General features: G+C 69.4%; 20 protein-coding genes and 1 tRNA gene. 10 read left to right on the forward strand and 11 right to left on the reverse strand.

All coding sequences use genetic code 11. The features are described from left to right. The first annotated feature begins 37 nt into the window (after positions 1-37). Together OC372_RS07885 and OC372_RS07890 are read left to right on the forward strand one after the other, a co-directional pair. Positions 38-1,090, forward strand: coding sequence for an iron-containing redox enzyme family protein (locus tag OC372_RS07885; RefSeq protein WP_262001423.1), 1,053 nt, complete (start codon positions 38-40; stop codon positions 1,088-1,090). Further along, positions 1,087-1,293, forward strand: coding sequence for a CDGSH iron-sulfur domain-containing protein (locus OC372_RS07890; RefSeq protein ID WP_029262217.1), 207 nt, complete (start codon positions 1,087-1,089; stop codon positions 1,291-1,293). The genes OC372_RS07885 and OC372_RS07890 overlap by 4 nt, the downstream gene beginning before the upstream one ends. A 24-nt stretch (positions 1,294-1,317) precedes the next feature. Here the strand turns inward: OC372_RS07890 and OC372_RS07895 are convergent, their stop codons facing one another. Continuing rightward, complete coding sequence (locus OC372_RS07895) at positions 1,318-2,097, reverse strand: YggS family pyridoxal phosphate-dependent enzyme (protein ID WP_262001424.1); 780 nt, start codon at positions 2,095-2,097, stop codon at positions 1,318-1,320. 77 nt (positions 2,098-2,174) lie between these two features. Between OC372_RS07895 and gabT the strand changes: the two genes are divergently transcribed. From gabT to OC372_RS07910, 3 genes are all read left to right on the forward strand, one after another. Beyond that, entirely contained in the window at positions 2,175-3,512 is a 1,338-nt protein-coding gene (gene gabT, locus OC372_RS07900; protein ID WP_262001425.1) for a 4-aminobutyrate--2-oxoglutarate transaminase, read from the forward strand. Between the two features lie 63 nt (positions 3,513-3,575). Further along, a complete protein-coding gene (locus tag OC372_RS07905; RefSeq protein ID WP_262001426.1) occupies positions 3,576-4,586 on the forward strand; it encodes a type I glyceraldehyde-3-phosphate dehydrogenase in 1,011 nt (336 codons plus the stop codon). Continuing rightward, positions 4,583-5,323 carry a glutamine amidotransferase gene (locus OC372_RS07910; RefSeq protein WP_262001427.1) on the forward strand — a complete coding sequence of 247 codons (741 nt, stop codon included), beginning with the start codon at positions 4,583-4,585 and terminating at the stop codon, positions 5,321-5,323. Before OC372_RS07905 ends, OC372_RS07910 begins: the two co-directional genes overlap by 4 nt. A 55-nt stretch (positions 5,324-5,378) precedes the next feature. Here OC372_RS07910 and OC372_RS07915 read toward each other — a convergent pair whose 3' ends face one another. Then, positions 5,379-5,924, reverse strand: coding sequence for a carboxymuconolactone decarboxylase family protein (locus OC372_RS07915; protein ID WP_262001428.1), 546 nt, complete (start codon positions 5,922-5,924; stop codon positions 5,379-5,381). Between the two features lie 121 nt (positions 5,925-6,045). Between OC372_RS07915 and OC372_RS07920 the strand changes: the two genes are divergently transcribed. After that, the gene (locus tag OC372_RS07920; RefSeq protein WP_262001429.1) at positions 6,046-6,897 is read left to right on the forward strand and encodes an AraC family transcriptional regulator; all 852 of its coding nucleotides are present in this window, start codon (positions 6,046-6,048) and stop codon (positions 6,895-6,897) included. Between the two features lie 21 nt (positions 6,898-6,918). Here the strand turns inward: OC372_RS07920 and OC372_RS07925 are convergent, their stop codons facing one another. The 9 genes from OC372_RS07925 to OC372_RS07965 all read right to left on the reverse strand — a co-directional run bounded on the left by OC372_RS07925 (position 6,919) and on the right by OC372_RS07965 (position 16,427). Beyond that, a complete protein-coding gene (locus OC372_RS07925; RefSeq protein WP_262001430.1) occupies positions 6,919-8,031 on the reverse strand; it encodes a DegT/DnrJ/EryC1/StrS family aminotransferase in 1,113 nt (370 codons plus the stop codon). 44 nt (positions 8,032-8,075) lie between these two features. Then, positions 8,076-8,146: transfer RNA gene (locus OC372_RS07930), tRNA-Cys, on the reverse strand. A 13-nt stretch (positions 8,147-8,159) separates the two neighbouring features. Then, the gene (locus OC372_RS07935; RefSeq protein WP_262001431.1) at positions 8,160-9,395 is read right to left on the reverse strand and encodes a pyridoxal phosphate-dependent aminotransferase; all 1,236 of its coding nucleotides are present in this window, start codon (positions 9,393-9,395) and stop codon (positions 8,160-8,162) included. A gap of 11 nt (positions 9,396-9,406) precedes the next feature. Further along, a complete protein-coding gene (locus OC372_RS07940) occupies positions 9,407-10,768 on the reverse strand; it encodes an aminotransferase class I/II-fold pyridoxal phosphate-dependent enzyme (RefSeq protein WP_262001432.1) in 1,362 nt (453 codons plus the stop codon). Positions 10,769-10,872: 104 nt separating this feature from the next. Further along, the gene (locus tag OC372_RS07945) at positions 10,873-12,252 is read right to left on the reverse strand and encodes an NAD(P)/FAD-dependent oxidoreductase (protein WP_315985392.1); all 1,380 of its coding nucleotides are present in this window, start codon (positions 12,250-12,252) and stop codon (positions 10,873-10,875) included. Between the two features lie 124 nt (positions 12,253-12,376). After that, a complete protein-coding gene (locus tag OC372_RS07950) occupies positions 12,377-13,189 on the reverse strand; it encodes an ABC transporter permease (protein WP_029262206.1) in 813 nt (270 codons plus the stop codon). Between the two features lie 7 nt (positions 13,190-13,196). Beyond that, on the reverse strand, positions 13,197-14,024 hold the full coding sequence (locus OC372_RS07955; RefSeq protein ID WP_262001433.1) for an ABC transporter permease: 828 nt from the start codon (positions 14,022-14,024) through the stop codon (positions 13,197-13,199). Between the two features lie 74 nt (positions 14,025-14,098). Then, positions 14,099-15,286, reverse strand: a complete 1,188-nt coding sequence (locus OC372_RS07960; protein WP_105710547.1) for an extracellular solute-binding protein — start codon at positions 15,284-15,286, stop codon at positions 14,099-14,101. A 73-nt stretch (positions 15,287-15,359) separates the two neighbouring features. Then, positions 15,360-16,427 (reverse strand): ABC transporter ATP-binding protein, encoded by a 1,068-nt coding sequence (locus OC372_RS07965; protein WP_105710605.1) that lies wholly within the window; start codon positions 16,425-16,427, stop codon positions 15,360-15,362. Between the two features lie 117 nt (positions 16,428-16,544). On the opposite strand from OC372_RS07965, the gene OC372_RS07970 reads away from it, so the two are divergent. The 4 genes from OC372_RS07970 (at position 16,545) to OC372_RS07985 (ending at position 19,040) form a co-directional block, all read left to right on the forward strand. Further along, positions 16,545-17,336: a FadR/GntR family transcriptional regulator gene (locus OC372_RS07970; RefSeq protein WP_215070251.1), complete on the forward strand. Its 792-nt coding sequence runs from the start codon at positions 16,545-16,547 to the stop codon at positions 17,334-17,336. A gap of 37 nt (positions 17,337-17,373) precedes the next feature. Continuing rightward, complete coding sequence (locus OC372_RS07975) at positions 17,374-18,075, forward strand: cache domain-containing protein (RefSeq protein ID WP_029262201.1); 702 nt, start codon at positions 17,374-17,376, stop codon at positions 18,073-18,075. 108 nt (positions 18,076-18,183) lie between these two features. Next, a complete protein-coding gene (locus OC372_RS07980; protein WP_029262200.1) occupies positions 18,184-18,552 on the forward strand; it encodes an ArsR/SmtB family transcription factor in 369 nt (122 codons plus the stop codon). Next, positions 18,549-19,040 (forward strand): SRPBCC domain-containing protein, encoded by a 492-nt coding sequence (locus OC372_RS07985; RefSeq protein WP_029262199.1) that lies wholly within the window; start codon positions 18,549-18,551, stop codon positions 19,038-19,040. Before OC372_RS07980 ends, OC372_RS07985 begins: the two co-directional genes overlap by 4 nt. Positions 19,041-19,088 lie beyond the last annotated feature (48 nt).

Raw genomic sequence — 19,088 nt, forward strand, 5'->3', positions numbered from 1 at the left:
CAGGATGCGAAGCATCGCACCGATGGGAGCCCTGTTCATGACCGTATCCGCCCCGGCATCCGCCCCGGCCGCAACCCTCCCCTTCGTCGACAGAGGGCCGCTGAGTCACGCCGTCATGTCGCACCTGACGGGCGACGACGCCGCTGCCGCCGACCACACGGGCCTCGCGACCGCTGCCGTGGCGGCGAGCGCTGACGTGGTGCGCGACGACGACATCCAGCTCGCGCTCTTCGTCCTCTACGCCTCGTCCTACGGATCGCTCCCGCAGCTCGATGCCGACCTGGAGTGGGACCCCGCCCTTCTCACCACCCGCCGGATCCTCGAGGAGGCGTTCGAGAGCGCGCTGCGCGCGAGGGTGCCGATGCCGGAGTCTCCCGAGCCGACCGTGGACGCCGTCGGCCGCGCGCTCTTCGCCCTGGCCGCCGCCGACACGGGACCGAGCCTCTCGCGGCACATCGCGAAGAAGGCCACCAGGGAGCAGGCGGAGGAGACCCTCATCCAGCGCTCGGTGTACACCCTGCGCGAGGCGGATCCGCACTCCTGGGCCATCCCCCGCCTGCAGGGACGCGCCAAGGCCGCCCTCGTCGAGATCCAGTCGGACGAGTACGGAGGCGGACGACCGCAGCGCGTGCATGCCGAGCTCTTCGCCCGCGCGATGCGTGCCGCGGGCCTCGATGCCACGTACGGGGCGTACGTCGACGATGTGCCGGCGATCACTCTCGCCTCGCACAACATGATGTCGATGTTCGGGCTCAACCGCCGCCTCGTCGGCGCGATCGTCGGGCACCTGGCCGCATTCGAGATGACCTCGTCCATCCCCTGCCGCCTGTATGCCGACGGCCTGCATCGTCTGGGGTTCGACCCGGATGTGGCGGCCTATTTCGAGGAGCACGTCGAGGCGGATGCGGTGCACGAGCAGATCGCCGCGCGAGACCTCGCAGGGAGCCTCGCCGAGGACCACCCCGACCTGCTGCCCGACATCCTGTTCGGCGCGGCGGCGTGCCTGACCATGGACGGCTGGGGCGGCGAACACATCCTGGAGTCCTGGCAGGCGGGCACCTCGTCGCTCCGACCGCGGGTGGCGTCATGAGTGCCCGGACCGAGCCGCCGTCGATCACGCCGTATCCCGACGGACCGCTGCTCGTGCGCGGCGACGTCGAACTGCGCACCGCCGACGGTGAGCCGATCGAGCCGCATCGCCGCACCGTGGCCCTGTGCCGCTGCGGGCTCTCGACCCTCAAGCCGTTCTGCGACGGCACCCACAAGGCGGCGGGTTTCCGCACCGACGACTGATCGCCGCGCCGACGTCGTCGCCGGTCAGGCCTCGGGCCAGTAGTAGCTGTCGGGCAGGGCACGGGCGCCGAAGATCGCCTGTCCGACGCGCACACAGGTCGCCCCCTCCTCGACGGCGATCTCGTAGTCCCCCGACATCCCCATCGAGAGCTCGCCGGTGCCGATCAGGTCGGGGGCGTCTTCTCTGGCCTGGTCTCGCAGCGTGCGCAGGAGGGAGAAGCATTCACGCACACGGTGCTCGTCGGGCGTCAGGATGGCGAGCGTCATGAGTCCACGCACGCGAAGGCTCTGATACGAGGGCAGCGCCTCGAGGAACGTGGGGAGTTCCTCCGGCGGCATCCCGAACTTCGAGTCCTCCGCCGAGGTGTTCACCTGCACGAAGACGTCGAGGCTGCGTCCTGCCGCCTGCAGGCGCCGGTCGAGCGCTTCGGCGACACGCAGCCGGTCGAGGGCCTGGAACTCCGCGGCGAACGCGGCGACGTCCCGTGCCTTGTTGGTCTGCAGATGTCCGATGATCGACCACGACACGTCGAGGTCGGTCGTCTCGCCGTGCTTGCGCACCGCCTCCTGCACCTTGTTCTCTCCGAGCAGCCGCATGCCGGACTCGATGGCGACCCGGACGCGCTCGGTGGGGACGGTCTTGCTCACCGGAAGCAGCGTGATGTCGTGCGGGTGACGCCCCGCGCGACGGGCCGCCTCGTCGATGCGTGCGCGGACCGCTGCGATGTTGGAACGGAAGTCGTCGACGGTGACCGCCGTGGGGTATCGATCGTCGGCCCCGTCCGGCCGTTCCATTTTTGACATAGGCCAAAGACTAACATAGGCTTAGGCCGATCTGATGTGAGGCTGGATCACCTCGCGCCACACCCGACAGGAGCCCCATGTCCCCGCTCGACGTGCTTCCCGGCCGCTCATCCGCCCCCTCCCTGCGCACCGAGGTGCCGGGGCCGCGGAGCCGTGCGATCCACGAGCGGCGTCAGAGATCCGTGGCCCGCGGGGTCGGCAGCGTGCTCCCGATCTACATCGACCATGCCGACGGCCCGTGGGTGACCGACGTCGACGGCAACCGCTTCCTCGACCTGGGGAGCGGTATCGGCGTGACCACGATCGGCCACGGGAATCCCGCCGCCATCGCCGCAGCGGCCGCGCAGCTCGAGCAGGTCACCCACACCCTCTTCACGGTGACCCCCTATGAGGGATACGTACGGCTCGCGGAGCGCCTCGCCGAGAAGACTCCCGGCGAGCACGAGAAGCGCTCCTTCTTCGCCAACTCCGGAGCGGAGGCCGTGGAGAACGCGGTCAAGATCGCCCGCAGACACACCGGCCGCCGCGCGGTCGCCGCACTCGACCACGCCTTCCACGGGCGTACGAACCTGGCCCTCGCCATGAACCACAAGGCGGCGTACGGCACCGGTTTCGGTCCCTTCGCTCCCGACGTCCACCGCGTACCGAACTCGTACCCGTACCGGGATGGCCTCACCGGCGAGCAGGCGGCGCAGCGCACGATCGACCACATCGAACAGCGCATCGGCGTCACCGACCTCGCCGCTCTGATCGCGGAGCCGATACAGGGCGAGGGCGGATTCGTCGTGCCCGCCGACGGCTACCTGCCCGCGCTGCAGGAGTGGTGCACCCGCAACGGCGTCGTGTTCATCGCGGATGAGATCCAGACCGGCCTCGGCCGCACGGGGACCTGGTTCGCGAGCGAGGGATTCGGTGTGGTGCCCGATCTCGTGCTCACCGCCAAGGGCATCGCAGCCGGTCTCCCGCTCGCCGGTGTCACCGGGCGCGCCGAGATCATGGATGCTGCCGACCCCGGCACCCTCGGCGGGACGTTCGGCGGCAACCCGGTATCCATCGCCGCCGCCCTGGCCGTCTTCGATGAGCTCGAGCACGGCGACTTCTTCGCCGAGGCGTCGCGCATCGGCGAGAGGCTCGAGCAGCAGCTGAACGACCTCGCCACGCGTCATCCGCTGATCGGGGACGTGCGCGGTCGGGGTGCGATGTACGCGTTCGAGCTGACCGAACCCGGGACGTCACGTCCGGCGGCCGGCGCGGCCTCGGCCATTGCGGCTTTCGCGGCACAGGAGGGGATCCTCCTCCTCACCGCGGGCAGCGACGCGAACGCGATCCGTTTCCTGCCGACCCTCACCACCACCGACCAGCAGCTCGACATCGCGATGGACGTGATCGATCGAGCATTGACGGCTCTCGCCTGATCCGTGTTCGACCGAACATCCTCACAGATCGCTCCGGATCCTCACCACCCCCGAAAGAACTCCATGCCCACGAAGATCGCCATCAACGGACTCGGGCGGATCGGGCGCAACCAGCTCCGCCTTCTCATGACGCGCAGGTCCGACCTGGAGCTGGTCGCGCTGAACGACCCGCGCGGCGCTCGCGGGATCGCCGACCTCCTCGAGAGCGACCGGGGAAGCGGCCGGCCGACAGCCGCGGCCCGACATGACGACAAGCATCTCTTCCTCAACGGCCACGCGATCCGCGTGTACTCCGCACACGACCGCCGATCCCTGCCGTGGGACGAACTCGGCGTCGACATCGTCATCGAGTCGACCGGCCAGGCCGCCCGCGCGGACGCCGCGAGGGAGCACCTCGCCGCCGGCGCCGAGAAGGTGATCATGACGTCGCCCGCTGCCGGCGACGACGGGACCTTCGTGCTCGGCGTGAACGACGGATCGTACGACCCCGACCGGCACCACGTGATCTCCAGCGGCTCGTGCACCACGCTCTGCCTGGCGCCGGTGCTGCAGGTGTTCGATGACGCCTTCGGGATCGACGCGGCGCTGATGACGACGGTCCACGCAGGCTCCATGGACGACTGCGTCCAGGACATCCCCCACGCCGACCTGCTGCCCGCGGGAACCCGAGACGCGAGGATCACGGCGAGCAGCCTCGGCGCCGCCGAGGCCGTCACGCGCGTCCTCCCGCACCTCGACGGGCGGCTCGAGGGCACGGCGCTGCGGGCTCCCACCCTCAGGGGGTCGATCACGCATCTCACCGTCACCGCGAATCGGACCGTCACCGCCGACGAGGTGAGGGCCGCGTACCAGGCAGGCGCGGACGATCGACTCAAGGGGATCCTGCGCTGCGCCGACGACGAGATCGCTGTCTCGGACTCGGTCATCGACCCGCACTCGTCGATTCTGGACACCACACTGATCCGCGTGATCGGCTCGCAGGTCAAGATCTCGGCCTGGTACGACGACGAGTGGGGATACTCGCACCGTCTCACCGAACTCGTCGCACACGTCGCAGAAAGGCGGACTCCATGACGACCTCGTCCTCGCCGCCGCGCACCGCGCTCGCATTCCGGCACGTCCACTTCGAAGGCCTGGGCATCCTCGAGCCGCTGCTGATCGAGCGGGGGTATCGCGTGGAGTACGTCGACCTCGGCGTGCAGGCGATCGACATCGAGCGGGTGGACGACGCGGATCTGCTCATCGTGCTCGGTGGCCCCATCGGGGTGTACGAGACCGTGCACTATCCGTTCCTGCACGCGTCGAAGGAGGCGATCGCGCACCGGCTGCGCGACGGCCGGGCGATGTTGGGCATCTGTCTGGGCGCACAGCTCATCGCCGAGGAGATGGGAGCAGCGGTCGCTCCGACCGGGTCCGTGGAGATCGGCTACGCGCCGCTCGAGCTCACGGCCGAGGGGCTCGACTCCCCCCTGCGCCCCCTCGACGGGCTGCCCGTCCTGCACTGGCACGGCGATGCCTTCGCCATCCCTGAGGGCGCCCGCCATCTCGCCCGCACTCCGGACTTCCCGAACCAGGCGTTCGCCACCGACACCGTGCTCGCGCTGCAGTTCCACCTGGAGGCCGACCATCGCACGATCGGCAATTGGCTCATCGGACACGCGCACGAGCTGCACCACCACGGCATCGACCCGCGAACGATCCGCGAGCAGGCGAGGATCCACGGCCCGCGGCTCGAGACCGCCGCTCGCACCGCGATCGCCGCCTGGCTGGACGAGGTCGACAGCCCAGCGCACCACGCCGACGCGAACTGAGACGGCACGACGAAGGGCCGGGACCTGACGGACCCGGCCCTTCGTCGGTGGCGGATCAGCTCGCGCGGCGCAGTGCCACGCTCGGGAAGTCCACCGGCACATCGAGGGCGATGTTCACGTAGTTCGTGAACAGGTTCAGCGCCACCTGGCCGATGGTCTCGACGATCTGCTCGTCGTTCCACCCCTGCGCGCGGACCGCGTCGACATCGGCCGAGGACACCTGTCCGCGGGCGTCGACGAGCTTCAGCGCGAATGCCAGCAACGCGGCCGTGCGCGGATCGTCGGACTCGCCGACCTGTGCTGCGGCGAGCGTCTCGCGCGTCAGACCGGCCTTCTTGCCGAGTGCGGTGTGCGCCGCGAGGCAGTAGTTGCACGAGTTGCGGTCGGCGACCGCCACGGCGATCTGCTCACCGAGCGCCGCGCCGAGGGTGCCGCCCCCGTAGGCGCCGAATGCGCTCCACATGCTGGTCAGGGCAGCCGGAGAGTGGGCGACGGCGCGGAACATCGCCGGCACGGTTCCGAAGGCCCCGGCGATCTGGTCGAGCTGCTCCTTGACGGGTCCGGTGGCCGATTCGCGTTCGATGAGAGAGACGTTGGGCATGTGATGCTCCTTCGTTAGCAGGATGAGGCCGATCGGCCTCACCTCGAGTCTTCCGAGAATCGCCGGACGATGCGCACCAGAACGTCTTGCATTCATGACCGATCGTCCAGATACTGGAACCATGCCCTCTGTCGACCGCCTCACTCCGCTGCTCGAGCGCTTCCGCGTGCGCACGCGCCTGTTCCACACCGGCCCCCTGTGCGGCACGACCGCCTTCCCGGCGAGCAGCGGTCACGGCTACCTGCACGTGCTGCGTCGCGGAGAGATGGAGGTGACCCACCGTCGCCCCGACGGCCGCACCGAGCGCGAGGTCATCACGCGGCCGAGCCTGCTGTTCTTCCCGCGTCCGCTCGATCACACCTTCCTCAACGCGCCGACCGACGAGTCGGACTTCGCGTGCGCGACGCTGGACTTCGACGGCGGTGCGACGCATCCACTCGTGCGCACGCTGCCGTCGGTGATCGTGCTGCCCCTCGACGAGGTCACCGCCCTCGCCCCGGCCCTCGACCTGCTGTTCTCCGAGGTCGACAACGTCCGCTGCGGACGCCCGCTCGTCGCCGACCGCATGTTCGAAGTGGTCCTGATCCAGCTGCTGCGATGGATGCTCGACAACAGCGGGCGCCTCGACCTCCCGCCGGGCCTGCTTCCCGGGCTCGCGGACGAACGGCTCGCCCCGGCACTCGTCGCGATGCACGAGGCGCCCGGCGATCCCTGGAACCTGGAGTCGCTGGCGCGCCGGTCGAACATGTCGCGGAGTGCGTTCGCCGCGCGGTTCAAGGACGTCCTCGGACGATCGCCCGGGGACCACCTCACCGAGTGGCGTCTCACCGTCGCACAGGAGCAGCTGCGCGCCGGGATGCCGGTGAGCACCGTCGCCGCGGAGCTCGGCTACGCCAGCGCCTCGGCCTTCTCTCGGGTGTTCGCCCAGCGCATCGGCCATTCGCCGAGAGCGTGGCTCGCCCTGGCCGCCTGACCCGCAGCGGAACCCCGGCGATCAGCCGCCGGCCGACATCACGGCCTCGAGACCGTTGACGACCCGGTCGAGGTCCTCGCGCGTGAGCGACGGGTGCACCGGGATCGAGAGCACCTCCTGCGCCGCCCGCTCGGTCTCGGGGAGGTCGGCCCCGGGGGCGTATCGCTGCAGCGAGGGCAGCCGATGGTTGGGGATCGGGTAGTAGACGCCCGCCCCGACCCCGTGCTCATCACGCAGAGCATCTCGCACCCGGTCGCGCTCGCCCCCGGCGATGCGCACCGTGTACTGGTGATACACGTGCTCGGCGCCGTCGGCGACCCGCGGGATCGTGAGCCCGTCGATGCCGGCGAGAGCCGCATCCAACAGCGCCGCATTCCGCTGACGCTGCCGGGTCCACTCCCCGACCTTCCGCAGCTGCACGCGTCCCACCGCGGCGTGCACCTCGCTCATGCGGTTGTTGTATCCGACGATCTCGTTCGCGTACTGCGTCTCCATCCCCTGGTTGCGCAGCAGCCGCATGGTGCGGGCGATGTCCTCGTCGGCGCACGCGACGATGCCGCCTTCGATGGCCGTCATGTTCTTGGTGGGATACAGGCTGAACATCCCGAATGCGCCGATGGTGCCGGCCGGACGACCGCGCCAGGCCGCGCCGTGCGCCTGCGCCGCATCCTCGTAGATCGCCAGACCGTGCTCGGCCGCCACCGCTTCGATCTCGTCGACGAGGAACGGATGCCCATAAAGGTGCACCGGCATGATGCCCTTCGTCCGCGGCGTGATCGCCGCGCGTACCCGTGCCGGATCGAGGGTGAAGTGCACCGGCTCGATGTCGACGAAGACGGGGGTCGCGCCCGCGAGGACGACGGAGTTCGCGACCGCAGCGAACGTGAACGACGGCACGATCACCTCGTCTCCCGGTCCCACTCCCGAAGCGATCAGGCCCAGCAGCTGCCCGCTCGTGCCGGAGTTGACGGCGACCGCCGTGCGCCCCTGGAGGAACTGGTCGGCGAACTCCGCCTCGAACGCGGCGACCTCCGGGCCCTGGGCGAGCATCCCGCTGCGCAGTACGCGCTCGACAGCTGCCACCTCCTCGTCGCCGATGAGCGGTTTGGCTGCGGGAATGAATGCGCTGTCCATGGCGGAGGCCCTTCGTCGGCGTCGGCTCGAGTGAGCCCGGTCTGAGGTGGAGGCAGGAATCGAACCTGCGTGCACGGTCTTGCGGACCGCGACCTGGCCACTCGGTCACTCCACCGGGTCGGAGGCGCTCAGCGCCCTGGCGGAGAGTATCCACTCAGAAAGGAGCCGAAGCGTCGGAGCGCGTCTGCGAGCACGTCGGTCTGAGGGAGGAAGGCGATCCGCACGTGATCGGGGGTACGCAGGTGGAACGCCCTCCCGTGCACGAGGAGGATGCGCTCCGCATCGAGGAGGTCGAGGACCAGCCGTTCGTCGTCGTCGATGCGGTGCAGCTCCGGATCGAGACGCGGGAAGAGATACAGCCCGCCACCCGCGGCCTGGGTGCGGACACCCGGAATCGCGTCGAGCGCGTCGAGCGCCGCATCCCGTTGCCGCGTGAGCCGGCCATCGGATGCGACCAGCGCGTCGAGCGAGTCATCCTGCGTCAGCGCGGCCGTGATCGCGTGCTGCGCGGGGACCGATGCGCACATCCGCATGGACGCCAGCAGGCGCACGCCGGAGAGGAACTGGTCATCGGCATGGAACCCGGTGAGCGTCATCCAGGCGGCACGGTAGCCCGCGACGCGGTGGGTCTTGGACAGCCCGGCGAACGTGACGCAGGGGACATCCGGCGCGATCTGTGCGGTCGAGAGGTGCTCGAACCCGGGATAGACGACCCGGTCGTAGATCTCATCGGAGAGCAGGAGCAGCCCGTGTCGGCGCGCGAGCTCGGCGATCTGCTCGAGCACCTCGCGCCCGTACACCGCCCCCGTCGGGTTGTTCGGGTTGATGAGGACGATCGCCGCGGTGTGCGGGCCGATCAGCGCCTCCATAGCCGCGATATCCGGCATCCAGCCGTCGGACTCGACGCAGGGGTAATGCACCGGCTGCCCTCCGGAGAGCACGGTCGATGCAGTCCACAGCGGATAGTCCGGGCTCGGGATCAGCACCTCGTCGCCCGGTTCCAGCAGCGCCTGCAGCGTGAGCCCGACGAGCTCGGAGACGCCGTTGCCGACCGTGATGTCGTCGATCGAGAGAGCGGGGAAACCGCGGCGGCGGGCGTAGTGCGCAGCGATCGCCTCGCGGGTCTCGGGCAGGCCGGCCGATTCCGAGTACCCGTGCGCGTGCGGGAGCGCGGAGCGCAGTGCCTCGACGATGGCCGGCGGAGCCTCGAATCCGAAGGGCGCCGGGTTGCCGATGTCGAGCCGCAGGATGGACTCACCGCTGCGCTCGAGTTCGGCTGCGCGTGCCGCGACGGGGCCGCGGAGGTCGTACAGCACGCCCTCCAGCCGGGAGGAACGCCCGATCCGATACTCGGCTTCGGCCATCCCACCCGCCCTCATGACTCCGCTCCCGTCCCGCGGGTGCCGGCGATGGCACCGGCGAGGTCGTCGACGAGGCGCTGCGTGTCGGCCTCGTCGAGGTCGTGCACGGTCAGACGCAGGTGGGATTCACCGGGCGAGCCGTCAGGATCGAGCGCGAACTCCGCACCGGAGCGGGCGAGCCAGCCTCGCAGCGCGAGGCGACGGGCGGCCTCGGCGGTATCGCCCTGCACGTCGACCCAGACATTGAGCCCGTCGTCGCCCTGCGCGTGCACTCCCCGTGCGGCCAGCTGCGCGACGAACGCGCGGTTGCGTGCCGCATAGTGTGTGCCGGCGTCGGCGATCAGGCTCTGCGTGGCGGCATCGCGCAGCATCCCGGCGGCGAGCCGCTGCATCACGTGACTGACCCACATCGTGCCGGGGCTGAGCCGCAGGGCGAGCCGGTTCGCCGTGACCGGGTCGGATGCCGTGACTGCGAGGCGCATGTCGGGTCCGAGGAACTTCGACACCGAGCGCACGAGCGCCCACCGCTGGTGCGCGGGAGCGATGATGCTGGAGTACGGCGTGGTCGAGAGCAGCGAGAAATGGTCGTCTTCGATGACCAGCACGTGCGGGTGCTCGGCGAGCACCTCGCGAAGCGCCATCGCCCGCGCCGCACTGATGCCGACACCGGTCGGGTTGTGCGCGCGCGGCGTGCAGACGATCGCGCGGGCGCCGCTCTCCAGTGCGGTGCGCAGCCCCTCGACGGTCATCCCCTCGCGGTCGACGGGGATCGCGACGGGCGCGTACCCCGCCAGGCGTGCGGTGTGGATGCTGGAGAGGAAGCACGGGTCTTCGAGACCGACACGGTCGCCCTGCACCAGGCTCTGGGCGAGCAGGCGCTCGACGGCGTCCACGGCCCCGGCGGTGATCGACAGACGGAACGGACGAGGGTGGTCGGCGGCGATCCACTCCGTGGCCCATTCGGCCAGTGCGGGGTCGATCACGGACTCGCCGTAGAGCACGTGGGCGGGCTCGACACCGGCGAAGGCGGCGGCGAGGTCGGGAAGGTGCGCGGCATCGGGGTTGCCGCTCCCGATGTCGCGCAGCACGGTCCCCGCGGTGAAGCCCTCGTCGGGGTTCTGCGCAGGACCGAGCACCGTCGTGCCGGTGCGACCGCCCGTGATAGCGATGCGCGCGGTGACCAGCGAGCGGTAGGCCGCGAGCACCGTGTTGCGGTTGACGCCGAGGCGGGCGGCGAGGGCCCGGACCGAGGGGAGGTGATCGCCGGGGGCGAGCTCGCCGCGATCGACGAGATCGCGCACGCTCTCCGAGATCTCGGCGGCGGTGGCGCCCGCGATGCGGTCGGAGACGTCGTCGCGATCGCGTGCCTGTGCCATGGCTCGACGCTATTCGAGATTTTGACCTATGTCAAAGTCGCGCCGAGGCGGCAGAGGAGCGGGACGTGCGCCACCGGCCCCGCTCCTCCCCTACTCCCGCGCCGCTACGACGCGACCAGCACCGCCTGCGCCGCTTCGAGCCCGCTGGAGTGCGCGCTCGCGACCGAGCTCTTGATCGCCCCGGCCCAGAACAGCGTGTCCTTCGCCGGCCGGTAGATCGTGTCCTGATCCCGCTCGCCGGTCGCATACGCCCCGAGGGCGAACTCGTCGTCGCGCCAGTCGTAGTTCGACGCGTTCACGTAGTCCAGCCCCTGGTCGCCGGCGAGCTTGCGCACTCCGGCGAGCGCCGCGTCGAACCGCTCCTTCTCCGGAAGCGCGAGCAGCTCCCGCGCGCGATCCCCGGTGTCCCAGGCCACGATGAGCTGGCCGTCGTAGCCGGGCATCCCGGTGGACTCATCCCAGAACTGGCAGGGCCCCTCGTCGTGCTGGTTCACCATGTCGAAGCTCTCCGGGCGCACCGGGTGGTCGAACTCGAGGATGGTCTTGTACGCGACGGTCTGCTTCACCGCGTCGATGGCCGCCATCCGGTCGTCCTCCAGCGGCGGCGAGAAGGTGATCGACTTCTTCTGCAGCACCCCGATGGGCACCGTGACGACACAGGCATCCGCCTCGAATGTCTCGGATCCCGCCTGCACGCTCACTCCGGATCCGGAGTAGTCGATCGTCTCGATCGGCGTCTCCAACCGCACCTCCACGCCTTCCCCCACGGCGTTCAGGATGTCGACGTACGGCGCGAGCAGCTTGTAGTCACCGGCGTACCCGTCGGGCTCGATCACCCCGGTCTTCGACACCGTCAGGCAGGCGGTCAGCGTGTCGACGACACCGGAGGCCGGGTAGACGGCGAACTGCTCGGTGTCGACCTGGATGCCCAACAGCGCGAGCGGGTAGTTCGTCGGCGCGATGCCGAGGCGCTCCAGGTACTGCAGCGCCGACTCCTTCGCCGTCGGCTCCGGCAGCGGCACCGCGAGCGCGGGCGTGCCCTCGGGGAAGGCGTAGAAGTCGGGGGTGTCCCAGCCGACCCACGGCGTGCTCGGGCTGTAGCGGGAGAACTTGTTCTCGAACTTCCGCCCCTCGATCCCGAGCTTCTGCGCCCAGGCCCAGGTCTCGGTGTCCGGCCCGCCGTGACACAGCGATGCACCGCGCTCGTGCGGGATGCTCATCAAGGTGCGGTCGGTCCACAGGCGTCCGCCCACGCGGTCGCGCGCCTCGAGCACGATCACCTTCTTGCCGGCGTCCATCAGCTCCCGCGCGGCGGCCATGCCGGCGGACCCCGCCCCGATGACGATGACGTCGTAGGAGCCTCCTCCGCTCCCCGCGGACGGCGAGGGCGATGCCTCATCCGGGCCGCACCCGACGAGCATGATCGCGCCCGCTCCGAGCATCCCGCCCAGCACTGCACGCCGCGAGAAGACGACGTCACTCATGCGCTTTTCCATCAACGAACTCCTTTGATCGTGGAAGACCGAAAACTGCTGTGTGCCTGACCGCAGCCCCCTGCAGTCCCCCAGATCTGAGCGAGCGCCGCATCCGACGACGCCCGCGTCCGCGTCAGCCGCGCTCGTCGACCTCCTTCCCGAGCCGCTGTGAGATCCACACCGGGATGAAGGACGCGACGATGACGACCGTCGCGACGACGTTGACGACGTTGGCCTCATTGGGCCGGGCCATCTGGTTCATGATCCACAGCGGCAGGGTGTCGACGCCGGGAGGCGCCGTGAAGATCGTCACGTACACCTCGTCGAAGCTGAGGGCGAAGGCGAGGATGGCGCCGGCGATGAGCGCGCTGCGGAACTGCGGCAGCGTCACCAGCACGAATGTCTGCCACGGGCTCGCCCCGAGGTCCTTCGACGCCTCCTCGATGCCGGGGTTCATCCGTCGCAGCCGCGCGAGCACGTTGTTGAACACCATGACGATGCAGAAGGTGCCGTGCGCGATGATCATGCCGTAGAACCCGACCTGGATGCCGATGGGCTCCAGGATCTGGTTGTACGTGTTGTTCAGGGCGACACCGGTGACGATGCCGGGCAGGGCGATCGGCAGCACCACGAGGAGGTTCACCGCACGCTGACCGAAGAACGAGTACCGCTGCAGCGCGAAGGCCACGAGCGTTCCGAGGATCACGGCGATCACGGTGGCACCGGAGGCGACGAGGACCGAGTTCAGCAGAGCCGCGCGCACCGGCTCGCTCGTGAACGCCTTGCCCCACCATTCGAGCGAGAACCCGGTGACCGGCCAGCTCACGATGCGCGCGGAGTTGAACGAATTGAGCACGACGAGCGCGAGCGGGATGTACATGAACGCGAGCACGATCGCGACGATGATTCCGAGCACGACCTTGGAGGTGCGGGACAGTCTCAGCATGCGCGACTCACATCCTTTCCAGAGCACCGGTGCGCTGCACGCTCACCAGGTAGACGACGACGAAGGCGATCGGCACGAGCGAGTACGCGGCCGCCAGCGGCGGGTTCAGGTTGATGTTCGACGCGATCACGCTGCCGATCATCTGCGTGTCGCCGCCGACGAACCGGGCGACGAGGTAGTCGCCGAGGCTCAGGGAGAACGTGAACACCGAACCCGCGATGAGGGCGGGCTTGATGAGCGGGAGCACGACCGAGACGATCGTGCGCCACGACCCCGCACCGAGGTCGGCGGAGGCGTCGAAGAGGTTGGGCGGCAGTTGTCGGATCGCGGTGTACACCGGGACCGCCATGTACGGCAGCCACAGGTACGTGAGGGTCAGCACGACGGTCAGGATGCTGAAGCCGGGGCCGGAGAGCCCGAGAGGTGCGAGCAGCCAGTTCGCGAAGCCCTGCTCGGTGAAGGTGATCCGCATCGCGAGCACCTTGACGAGGTAGCCGGCCCAGAGCGGCAGGGTGATCGAGACCGCGAGGAGTGCCCGCAACCAGGGCGAGGCGACCTTCGCCATGAAGATGCCGAGGGGGACGGAGATGAGCACGGCGAGCACCGTCACGGCGAGCGCGATCCCGAGGGTGCGCAGCGAGGTCGACAGGTAGGCCGGATTGACGAAGAGCTGCTCGAAGTTGCGCAGCGTGAAACCGGGCTTCACTTTCGAGGTGAAGGGGTCGGTGATCCAGAAGGCGGTCACGAGGAGCATGACCAGCGAGAAGATGTAGATCCCGATGAGCCAGGTCATCGGAAGAGCGAGGAGCCCGGCGATGCGGAGGCGGCGCTTCATGTCGATCCCGTTCGTGGTGGCGGAAGATCTGCGGAGGTGAGGGGCGGGCCGGAAGACCCGCCCCTCGATGCGGCTCAGCCCTTGACCGAGAGCCAGGCGTCCGTCCACTGCTGGAAGTTCGTGCAGGTGACGTCGGTGCGGCCGTCGATGCACTGCTCGATCGGCGTCGTCCAGAACCAGACGTTCTTGAAGTACTCCTCGTCGGTGGCGTTGAAGTAGTCGCAGTGCGCCTTCGCCTCATCGCTGGTGTCGCAGAAGGCGGCGTTCGCGGGCGCCATGCCGAAGTTCATCGCGATCGCGCCGTTCACCTCCGGCGAAGACGAGTAGTCCATCCACGCGTAGGCGCAGTTCGGGTTCTTCGACTCGGTCGCCATCATCCAGGCGTCCGACCATCCGGTCGAGCCCTCTTCCGGCAGCACGCTCTTGAACTTGTCATCCTCGGTGAGCTTGCGCAGCACCTCCCACGACGTGCCGAGCACCGTGGTGCCGCCCGCGAACGAGGTGATCTGCGCGGCCGGGTCGGACCAGTACTCGGAGACGATGTCGTTCTGCTGCTTGAGCAGGTCGATCGCCGCATCCAGCTGCTTCTGGTCGAGCGCGTACGGGTTCGTGATGCCGAGGTCGGGCTCGTGCGCCATCAGGTACACCGCGGCGTCGGCGATGTAGATCGGGGCATCGTAGGCGATGACCTTGCCCGCGTAGGGGCTGTCCTTCTCCCACGCGATGTCCCAGCTGGTGGGTTCCTCGGTCACGACCTCGCTGTTGTACTGGAGGATGTTCGCGCCGCGACCGATCGGGATGCCGTAGGACTTGCCGTTGATGGTGTCGTAGATCTGACCCTTCATGCCCTCGACGATGTCGTCGCCGAAGTTCGGGATGAGCTCGAGGTTGAGCGGCTGCACGTCGCCACCGGCGATCAGGCGCAGGCTCGCGTCGCCCGAGGCGGAGACCAGGTCGTAGTCGCCGGTGCGCATGAGCTGGACCATCTCATCGCTGGTGCCGGCGACGCGGCGGTTCACGACGCAGCCGGTCTCGGTGGTGAAGGCGTCGCTCCAGGCGGGCTCGACGAATCCACTCCAGGCGACGATGTTGACCTCGCCCTCGTAGTCGCCGAGCTCCTCCTGCATCGCGATGTCGGGAACGTCGATCTGGAGTCCGCCGCCCCCTTCGGCCGGCGTCTCCTCTCCGCCGGTGGAACAGCCGGACAGTGCCAGGGCGGCGACCGCGGTCATCGCCGCGGTAGCCAGGATCTTCTTACGCATGGATCGCTCCTTCGTGATCGGTGCTGCTGTGTTCTCAGGTGTTCGGGTGTTGCGGTGTTTCACGTGCGGTTCTTCAGGGAAGCCGGGCCGCGTGGTCGGGTGACCAGACGGCACGGACGTGGTGTCCGCGGGCGAGGTCGTCGTCGGCGGAGTGGCGCGCGTTCGGGCGTTCGGCGATGAGGTCGAGGCCCGCATCGGTCGTGACGAGGTAGCGGGTGGCGGGGCCCGTGTAGACGACCTCGCTGATGGTGCCTGTGAGCGAGACCTCGCCCGCGGCGAGCGCCGCATCCGGTCCGATCAGCCGCATCCGCTCCGGGCGCACACTCATGGTCCGCCGGTCGCCGGTCAGGCTCTCGGCCAGCTCTCCGCCGATGAGGTTCGAGAGTCCGAGGAAGCGTGCGACGAACTCGGTCTCCGGGCGCTCGTACACATCGCGTGCGGTGCCGACCTGCTCGATCCGGCCGCCGTTGAACACCGCGACGCGGTCGCTGAGCGTGAGGGCCTCCTCCTGGTCGTGGGTGACGAAGATGAAGGTGATGCCGACCTCGCGCTGGATCTGCTTGAGCTCGATCTGCATCTGCTCACGGAGCTGCTTGTCGAGCGCACCGAGCGGCTCGTCGAGCAGCAGCACCTGAGGGCGCAGGATGAGGGCGCGGGCCAGGGCGATCCGCTGCCGCTGACCGCCGGAGAGCTGATGCGGCAGACGGTCGGCGACGTGATCGAGCCGCACCTGCTCCAGCGAGGTCTGGACCCGCGCGGCCCTGGCGCTCTTGCCCTCGCCGCGGACGCGCAACCCGTAGCCGACGTTGTCGGCGATGGTCAGGTGCGGGAACAGCGCGTAGTCCTGGAAGACGGTGTTGACCGGACGGGCGTGCGGAGGGGTCCTGGTCACGTCGACGCCGGAGAGGCGGATGCTGCCGGAGGTGGTGTCTTCGAACCCGGCGATCATGCGCAGCACCGTCGTCTTGCCCGAGCCCGACGGACCGAGCATCGACAGGAACTCGCCCGAGGCGACCTCGAGGTCGAGGTCGCGGACGGCGGTGAACTCGCCGAACGACTTCGTGACGCCGCTCAGGGTCACCGTCCCGTCGGGGCGGGCGGCCTCTGCGGCTGCGGGTGCTGCGGGTGCCGTGGCGATCATCTCGCGCTCCTCGGTCATCGTCGAACTCGGAAGATTCCCCAAAACATATAAACCCAGAGGTAATATGTCAACAGCGAGTTTCTTGGGTATGGTGAGCGCGGAAGGGAGAATCGCAGAATGGCATCGAGCTCGACGACGCATCCGACGCACGCCCCTGCCGACCCCTCCCCCGACGCGGAGCACGAACAACCGCACCGCCTTCAGGGCGCACTGTTCCAGCCCATCGGCGACGAGGGCAGGGCGGAGCTCGTCGAGCGCCGCCTGGTCGACGCGATCACCCGCGGGCACCTCCGCGCCGGCGAGCGTCTCCCCTCCGAAGCCGACCTCAGTAAGAGCCTCGGCGTCGCTCCGGTGACCGTGCGCGAAGCGCTGCTCGCGCTGCGCGGTCGCGGCCTCGTCGTGACCCGACGCGGACGCAACGGCGGCAGCTTCGTCGCCGCACACGCCGACCCCCTGACGTTCGCGCGGGAAGCGGTGCGGCGCACCTCTCGCCTCGCCCTGCGTGACCTCGGCGCGCACTACGCCGCCATCACCGGTGCCTGCGTCCGCCTCGCAGCGAGGCGCGCCGACCCGAGCGAGACGCAGCGGGTGCGCCGTCGGATGGACCGGATCGACGAGCTCGACACCGAGGCGCAGCGCCGGCTGCTCGACGACGTGCAGATCGAGATCGTGGCCCTCAGCCAGTCCGCGCGACTGACCCGTGAGCAGATGAAGCTGCAGGCGGAGCTCTCGCCCTACCTGCGTCTCGTCGCGCACGAGACCGAGAATCTTCGACGGCAGGGCGCGCACCTCGCCGCCGTCATCGACGCCGTGGAGGCCGGAGACCCCGACGCCGCCGGGGCGAGGACCGAGCTCATGGCCGCCGAGACCATCGACGCGCTGATCCGGCTCCAGGCCGCGAACGGTTAGTTCCGAAGACCCGCATCGACGTGCACAGGAGGACGCGATGAACACAGCAACCGACACCGCCACCCAGGCCGCGGCCGCGATCGTGGAGGACTACTTCGCAGCGCCCGTGCGGGCACTGGTCGACTGGGTGGGCCCGTTCGCCACCCAGGTCGCCGAGGCCAGGGCCAGCGGACCGCTCACCCGCTCGAAGATCGATGCCCTGGTGCGCCCGCATGCCCTGAAGACACTCGACCTGCGCGGCGTGCCCGTCTACGGCGCCGGGTTCATCGCGGCGATCGATCTGCTCGCCGACGCCCACAGCCACCTGGCGTGGTGGCAGGGCGACGACCGGCGGCAGCTCGTGCTCGCCTCGCAGTCGCTCAACAAGGAGAACATCGACTACAGCGCGCTCGAGTGGTACCGCGTGCCGATGACCACCGGGGAGCCGCATGTGGCCGGCCCCTACGTCGACTACCTCTGCAGCGACGAGTACACGATCACGATCGCCGTGCCCGCCGATGTGGACGGACAGCGGATCGGCGTCGCCGGACTCGATCTGCTCGTCTCGGCGGTCGAGCGGGACCTGACCCACCGGTTCGCCGCGCTGGGCAGCGAGGTCACGCTTACCAACGGCGTCGGACGCGTGGTCGTGTCGACCGATCCGCGATGGGCGACCGGCGACTCGGTGCGCGGCAGCGGTCTCGCCGACCTCCCGCGGGTCGCCTGCCCCACCGTCGCGCTGGACGTGATCGTCGGCTGAGGAGCGCTAGCGGGCGCCGGACCCCCGGGCGGCATCGCGGGTACCGTGCCGCGGATCGTCGCGTACCGGCACTTGACCAATGGTAACCTCCTGGTTACCATTCTGAGCATGGACATCTTCGCGGCGATCGCCGATCCGATCCGTCGCGATCTGCTGCGTCGGCTGGCAGCGGGCCCCGCGCGCGTCGTGGACCTCGCCGACCGGCATGACATCTCACGACCGGCGATCAGCAAGCACCTGCGCATCCTGACCGACGCCGGGCTGACCCGCGGCGAACACCACGGTCGCGAGCGCCACTACTCGCTCGAGATCGAGCCGCTCGCCGTGGTCGGCGATTTCCTCGCGGAGCTGGTCGCCGGTCGCGCACCCGTGACGGCGCAGCACCTGGACGCGCTCGACACCGAGGTTCATCGCGCGGGCCGCGACCGTCGCCGCGCCGCATCCGCATCCCTGAGTACGGAGGAGAACATCGCATGAACCCGACCGGAGTCTTCGACGCCGAACGGCGCACCTTATCGCTGCAGCGGGTCTTTTCTGCACCCGTCACAGACGTCTGGGCGAGCATCACGGAATCCGACCGACTCGCACGCTGGTTCGGCACCTGGACGGGCGACCCGTCGACGGGGCGGGTCCTGGTCACGATGAATGCCGAGGCTGCGCCCATCCCGCCCGCCCCCTACGACATCCACGTGTGTGAGCCGCCGCATCGCCTCGACGTCAGTGCCGTCGATGAGTACGGCGCCTGGCGGCTGGTCGCCGAGCTGGTCGAGGCAGACGGGCGCACCACCCTCACCCTTCGGCAGGAGGACGTCGACCCCGGCACGTTGGGCGAGACGGGCCCCGGCTGGGAGTGGTACCTGGACCGATTGGTCGCCGCGTCCACCGATCGACCGCTGCCCTCTCTCGACGACTTCGACACGGAGTACATGCCGCTGGCCGCGGCCTACGCGGCGATGCCTGCCTGACCGCGGCGCGGCGAGCGGTCGGGGGCGTGCGTACGTCGGTGGCACCGG

This window comes from Microbacterium sp. Mcb102 (genome assembly GCF_024519805.1).
In the GTDB taxonomy this organism is placed as follows: Bacteria; Actinomycetota; Actinomycetes; order Actinomycetales; family Microbacteriaceae; genus Microbacterium.

What these genes read in the sequence shown, in the direction of transcription:
- OC372_RS07885 (WP_262001423.1), top strand. Translation starts at nt 38, where the DNA reads ATGACCGTATCCGCCCCGGCATCCGCCCCGGCCGCAACCCTCCCCTTC.
- OC372_RS07890 (WP_029262217.1), top strand. Translation starts at nt 1,087, where the DNA reads ATGAGTGCCCGGACCGAGCCGCCGTCGATCACGCCGTATCCCGACGGA.
- OC372_RS07895 (WP_262001424.1), bottom strand. Translation starts at nt 2,097, where the DNA reads ATGTCAAAAATGGAACGGCCGGACGGGGCCGACGATCGATACCCCACG.
- gabT (WP_262001425.1), top strand. Translation starts at nt 2,175, where the DNA reads ATGTCCCCGCTCGACGTGCTTCCCGGCCGCTCATCCGCCCCCTCCCTG.
- OC372_RS07905 (WP_262001426.1), top strand. Translation starts at nt 3,576, where the DNA reads ATGCCCACGAAGATCGCCATCAACGGACTCGGGCGGATCGGGCGCAAC.
- OC372_RS07910 (WP_262001427.1), top strand. Translation starts at nt 4,583, where the DNA reads ATGACGACCTCGTCCTCGCCGCCGCGCACCGCGCTCGCATTCCGGCAC.
- OC372_RS07915 (WP_262001428.1), bottom strand. Translation starts at nt 5,924, where the DNA reads ATGCCCAACGTCTCTCTCATCGAACGCGAATCGGCCACCGGACCCGTC.
- OC372_RS07920 (WP_262001429.1), top strand. Translation starts at nt 6,046, where the DNA reads ATGCCCTCTGTCGACCGCCTCACTCCGCTGCTCGAGCGCTTCCGCGTG.
- OC372_RS07925 (WP_262001430.1), bottom strand. Translation starts at nt 8,031, where the DNA reads ATGGACAGCGCATTCATTCCCGCAGCCAAACCGCTCATCGGCGACGAG.
- OC372_RS07935 (WP_262001431.1), bottom strand. Translation starts at nt 9,395, where the DNA reads ATGGCCGAAGCCGAGTATCGGATCGGGCGTTCCTCCCGGCTGGAGGGC.
- OC372_RS07940 (WP_262001432.1), bottom strand. Translation starts at nt 10,768, where the DNA reads ATGGCACAGGCACGCGATCGCGACGACGTCTCCGACCGCATCGCGGGC.
- OC372_RS07945 (WP_315985392.1), bottom strand. Translation starts at nt 12,252, where the DNA reads ATGAGTGACGTCGTCTTCTCGCGGCGTGCAGTGCTGGGCGGGATGCTC.
- OC372_RS07950 (WP_029262206.1), bottom strand. Translation starts at nt 13,189, where the DNA reads ATGCTGAGACTGTCCCGCACCTCCAAGGTCGTGCTCGGAATCATCGTC.
- OC372_RS07955 (WP_262001433.1), bottom strand. Translation starts at nt 14,024, where the DNA reads ATGAAGCGCCGCCTCCGCATCGCCGGGCTCCTCGCTCTTCCGATGACC.
- OC372_RS07960 (WP_105710547.1), bottom strand. Translation starts at nt 15,286, where the DNA reads ATGCGTAAGAAGATCCTGGCTACCGCGGCGATGACCGCGGTCGCCGCC.
- OC372_RS07965 (WP_105710605.1), bottom strand. Translation starts at nt 16,427, where the DNA reads ATGATCGCCACGGCACCCGCAGCACCCGCAGCCGCAGAGGCCGCCCGC.
- OC372_RS07970 (WP_215070251.1), top strand. Translation starts at nt 16,545, where the DNA reads ATGGCATCGAGCTCGACGACGCATCCGACGCACGCCCCTGCCGACCCC.
- OC372_RS07975 (WP_029262201.1), top strand. Translation starts at nt 17,374, where the DNA reads ATGAACACAGCAACCGACACCGCCACCCAGGCCGCGGCCGCGATCGTG.
- OC372_RS07980 (WP_029262200.1), top strand. Translation starts at nt 18,184, where the DNA reads ATGGACATCTTCGCGGCGATCGCCGATCCGATCCGTCGCGATCTGCTG.
- OC372_RS07985 (WP_029262199.1), top strand. Translation starts at nt 18,549, where the DNA reads ATGAACCCGACCGGAGTCTTCGACGCCGAACGGCGCACCTTATCGCTG.